Below are 3441 nucleotides of genomic sequence, written 5' to 3'. Positions count from 1 at the left end.
GTCATCCGGCGAACGGCCATCGGCGTCTCCACGCAGGTACAAGAGCGGCGTTTCAATGGCCTTCGGATGCGCGTTGTGCTCGGCGTCGGCGGCGAGCGCTCGGTACCAATCAAAGCCAGCCTTCAAGGCCTCGGGCCGCGCATAGGCTTCGGCAAAGCGCGCTCGGTACGCCTCGGTCACCGCCTTGGCGTCACCCGCCAGGATGTTGGTGAAGTAGTCGAAGTACGGCCGCTGCCGGCCCTGCACCATCGTCTCGGGCAGGTCGGGAATCGCGTGAAAGGCGAAATGCCAGATGTGTGGATCGGCAAGCAGCTTCCCCCAGGGATCGAGGCCGGGCACGACGGTGTTGGTGACGACCGCGCCACGGATGCGCAGGCCGTGGTCGCGGGCGGCGGCGAAAGCGATCATGCCGCCCACGTCGATGCCTGCGACGATGATGTCGCTGCCACCCGCCTGCTCGGCCGCAGCGATCAGCACGTCGGCGAGCGCCGTCTTCTCGGCTGATCGTGGCGCGCCACGAGACTCGCCGATCTCCGGCAGATCGGGCGCGAGGACGAAGAAGCGCTCGGACAAGTCGCGAAGCACCGGCTCGTAGAGCGCATGTGAATGGGGCCATCCGTGCAGCAACAACAGCGCCGGACGGCTCGCGACACCGGCCATTCGCAACGCGATCTCGACGCCGTGGCCCGCGACCTTGATCTTGTCCATCGATTTCCCTTGTCGTCTGGTCAAAGACGTGGGCAATCCGTGTTCCCGTCCAGCGATATCAGCCCCACGCCCTCGCAATTTCAGCAATCCGCCGATGGCCGCCACCACGCGTCCGGCGGCAGCATGCCGGTGTCATCACGAGCCCGACACCCATGTCCGAAGAAGATGTCTTCCGGCCGTCGGAGTACACCGCGGCCCTGCTGCGGCAGTTTTGTCGATGATGCGCAGGCTGTCGTCCTGGTTGCGCACCTGCGCGTGCAGGCCTTGCGCGGCCAGGTGTTCGGCGTAGCGCTGCGCATCCGGGCTGATAGGGGTACTGAAGATTCGTCCATATCGAGGCTACACTTCGTCTCCATATAGACGGAGATTGCAGTGGTCGGATTGAAGAGCACGACGCAGCAGGTGCCTGGGCGCAAGGCCACGTCGAAGGCGGTGTCGATCACGAACGTCACCTACAGCCCGAGCAAGGGGATCGACGACTTCGTGATGAACGTCCATGCCGCGGACCCGATGCGCCTGATCGAGACCGAGCGCAAAGGGGTTGCCGGCATCTTCGTGAAGGACCTGTCCAGGCGCATGGAGATCCCGGCGCAGCGCATGTTCGACATCCTCGGCGTGCCGAAGGCCACGGCCGAGAAGAAGGTCGCTGCGGGCGAACTGCTCACCGGCAACGGCGGGCGCGCTGCACTCGGGTTGGCCAGGCTGCTCGGGATCGCCCGGGACATCGTCGACAACTCGACCGCGCCCGAAGCCAAGGGCTTCGACTCCGCCAGGTGGCTCGGGCAATGGCTGGAGACACCGCAGCCCGCGCTCGGGGGGCGCAAGCCCGCGGACTTCATCGACACGCCCACGGGGCTGGCGGTCGTCACGAAGCTGCTCGGCGCCATCGAGAGCGGTGCGTACCAATGATTCTGTGGCGGATTGCGGCCGAGACGCGCAGGTACGCGGCAGACGATCTGAGCGGAAGCGGGGCCGCCAAGAGCCCTGGCCGGTGGAACGATGACGGGCAGCCCGCGCTGTACACGGCGCCGACCATTGCCATGGCGGTGCTCGAGACCCCGGCGCACGTCGATGATTCAGGCCTGCCCCTGAACAGRTTCCTGGTGCGGATCGATGTTCCGGACAGCGTCTGGGCCGCCAGGAACGTGCTGGATGTGTCCCGGCTCGCGCCTTCGTGGGCTGCCATTCCGGCGGGGCGTGCCAGCGCTCAGGCGGGCGCCGACTGGTTGCGCGGCATGACGGCGGCGATCCTCGAGATGCCCTCGGTCATCGTTCCCGAAGAGTCTGCAGCCCTCATCAACCCGTTGCATCCCGGCGCGAAGGCCTTGTCTGCCCAGGTCGTCCGCCCGTTCGAATACAACCGGTTGTTCCGCGGACGCTGAAGGCCGACGCCACGTGTCGCGACGCAAGCCTCAGTTGACGGCGCTGCTCGTCTCCAGCAACTGCCGCATCGCCGAGCGCATCAGCGGATCGGGGCTCTCGGCCAGCGCGTTGGCTTCCAGGTGCCAGATCGGGTCGCCGATCAGGTACATGCACAAGGCCTTCAGGTCCGGCGCACAGTCGTCGGGCAGCGTGTTCAGGAAGTGCAGCGCATCGATCGGCCGGTTGTGCAGGATCGGGATGAAGGCGCCGATGGCAAGTGCCGACGGCGCGACGTTCGACAGGTCGCGCAGCTGGAACCAGATCGCTTCGGCGCGGTCGAGTTCGTGGGCCGTGATCGCGCCGATCATCTCCCGGCTCATTTGCGCAATGTCGTCTTCGGTGTGCAGGCTCATGACGGGCTTCCGGAAAGCGGTCCGCCGTGTCGCGGACGCATCAAGGGTGCCGGACGCGGCCGCAATGCGGCCTGTCCGGCGGTTCGATCTTCAAGGCGTCGTGCCGGGTCAGTCCTGACCGCCGGCGCCCGGAATCATCGACTTCAGGCGCTGGATGATGGAGCTGGCAGCACCGCCCGGGCCGCCTTGCTGGGCGCCCTGGGCTTGATCGCCACCACCGCCGCCGCCGAGCAGGCTGCTGATGCCTTGCAGGCCGGGGGCCTTGCTCAGCAGGTTCGTGGCGGCGGGAAGGGCGCGGGACAGCGCGAGACCGATTGCGGGAATGGGCATGTGAGTTCCTTTCAGTGGGGACGCCGTCGGGACGACTGCGCTGAAAGGAAGTCTCGCCGGGAGCGGGCACGTGCCCCCGGTCCGGATGCGAAGCGCGCGATGCCGATGCGAAGGCATCACGCGTGCAACGCTCAAGGCCGGATCTGGTCGATCTGCACCGCGACCCCGGTGGCGCCCGGCTTCACGACCGGCCCCTGGCCGATCAGGTCGCCGGCCGACGGCGTCGCGCTGCCGCTGCGCGACACCCGCACCTCGACACGCACCTCGGCCATGCTCGACAGCTTGAACTCCGGGCTCATCGCGGTCGAGTCGTCGAGCACGAAGTCCATCGGCAGGTCGGACACCAGGCCGCGCTTGACGGCCAGCGGCATGCGCGGGCCCTGCACGGCGCGCGCGAACACGAACACCGTGTCGCCGGGCTGCACCTTCGACGCGAGGGCAGGGGACAGCGTCACGCGCCCGCTGACCGCGGTCGCGGCAGCGGTGGCGGCCGGCTTCGCGGAAGCGGTCGCCGGCGACGCGGCACGCGCCGCTGCGGCCACGGGTGTGGAAGCTGCCCCACCGCCCGCACGCAGCTCGGCCAGCGTCTGCTCGACCCACGTCGCGTAGTCGGATTCGGGCGGCAGCA

At 68.0% G+C, this 3441-nt stretch carries 6 protein-coding genes; 2 read left to right on the top strand and 4 right to left on the bottom strand.

Features of this window, described 5'->3' with window-relative positions; all coding sequences use genetic code 11:
* A partial coding sequence (locus AC1D1T_RS31185) for an alpha/beta fold hydrolase (RefSeq protein ID WP_477993242.1) occupies window positions 1–708 on the bottom strand: 708 nt, incomplete at its 3' end.
* Between the two features lie 372 nt (window positions 709–1080).
* On the opposite strand from AC1D1T_RS31185, the gene AC1D1T_RS31180 reads away from it, so the two are divergent.
* Both AC1D1T_RS31180 and AC1D1T_RS31175 read left to right on the top strand, forming a co-directional pair.
* Complete coding sequence (locus tag AC1D1T_RS31180; protein ID WP_477842668.1) at window positions 1081–1617, top strand: Xre family toxin-antitoxin system antitoxin; 537 nt, start codon at window positions 1081–1083, stop codon at window positions 1615–1617.
* Entirely contained in the window at window positions 1614–2090 is a 477-nt protein-coding gene (locus AC1D1T_RS31175) for an RES family NAD+ phosphorylase (protein WP_465112503.1), read from the top strand. Before AC1D1T_RS31180 ends, AC1D1T_RS31175 begins: the two co-directional genes overlap by 4 nt.
* Before the next feature lie 30 nt (window positions 2091–2120).
* Here AC1D1T_RS31175 and AC1D1T_RS31170 read toward each other — a convergent pair whose 3' ends face one another.
* The 3 genes from AC1D1T_RS31170 to AC1D1T_RS31160 all read right to left on the bottom strand — a co-directional run.
* Window positions 2121–2483, bottom strand: a complete 363-nt coding sequence (locus AC1D1T_RS31170) for an HrpB1 family type III secretion system apparatus protein (RefSeq protein WP_477829336.1) — start codon at window positions 2481–2483, stop codon at window positions 2121–2123.
* A gap of 108 nt (window positions 2484–2591) precedes the next feature.
* Entirely contained in the window at window positions 2592–2813 is a 222-nt protein-coding gene (locus tag AC1D1T_RS31165) for a hypothetical protein (protein WP_047511883.1), read from the bottom strand.
* Between the two features lie 131 nt (window positions 2814–2944).
* The coding region (locus tag AC1D1T_RS31160; RefSeq protein WP_477993240.1) for a c-type cytochrome biogenesis protein CcmI/CycH at window positions 2945–3441 on the bottom strand (497 nt) is incomplete at its 5' end.

The sequence above is a fragment of the Rhizobacter sp. P2_H3 genome (assembly GCF_056403355.1).
This window is presented reverse-complemented; position numbering and strand designations above follow the sequence as displayed.

Coding starts and splice junctions, on each gene's coding strand:
- AC1D1T_RS31170 (WP_477829336.1), bottom strand. CDS start 2,483: ATGAGCCTGCACACCGAAGACGACATTGCGCAAATGAGCCGGGAGATG.
- AC1D1T_RS31165 (WP_047511883.1), bottom strand. CDS start 2,813: ATGCCCATTCCCGCAATCGGTCTCGCGCTGTCCCGCGCCCTTCCCGCC.